Here is a 414-nt window from a genome sequence, read left to right on the forward strand (position 1 = left end):
CCTTGGGGCAAGCGGCTGCGGCTGCAGGCCTGCGCGCAGCTGGCCGCACACGGCCGGCACCTGCCGGTGGCGGTGCTGCCACAGGCGCTGGAGGCAGGCGCGCGCCTGGCCGTGCTGCGCGAGGCGCTGCGTGCGGTGCTGGGGGTGCGCGGTTACTGGCTGGCGGCCTGCAATCCGGAGTGGCGCTATGCGTCTGCACCGCTGGAAGCGCAGGCCAGCGCGGAGGAGGTCGAGCAGGTCTGGAAAGAGGGCAGCAGCGAGGCACGCCTGGCCGTGTTCCAGCAGCAGCGCCTGGAGGATGTAGCGGCGGCGCGTACGCGGTTGCAGGACAGCCTGAAGGAACTGCCCGCACGCGAGCGTGCCGCGTTCGTGGCCGCGCTGCAGGCGGGCCTGGGCGCGGACGATGCGCCGCTG

General features: G+C 74.2%; 1 protein-coding gene. It reads left to right on the plus strand.

Going from position 1 to position 414, the window contains the following annotated elements; translation table 11 throughout:
• Positions 1-414, plus strand: a 414-nt coding sequence (locus tag D7X55_RS47020; RefSeq protein WP_233610480.1) for a DUF5691 domain-containing protein, incomplete at both ends; no start/stop codon positions are given.

Source organism: Corallococcus sp. AB049A (assembly GCF_003668885.1).
In the GTDB taxonomy this organism is placed as follows: Bacteria; Myxococcota; Myxococcia; order Myxococcales; family Myxococcaceae; genus Corallococcus; species Corallococcus interemptor.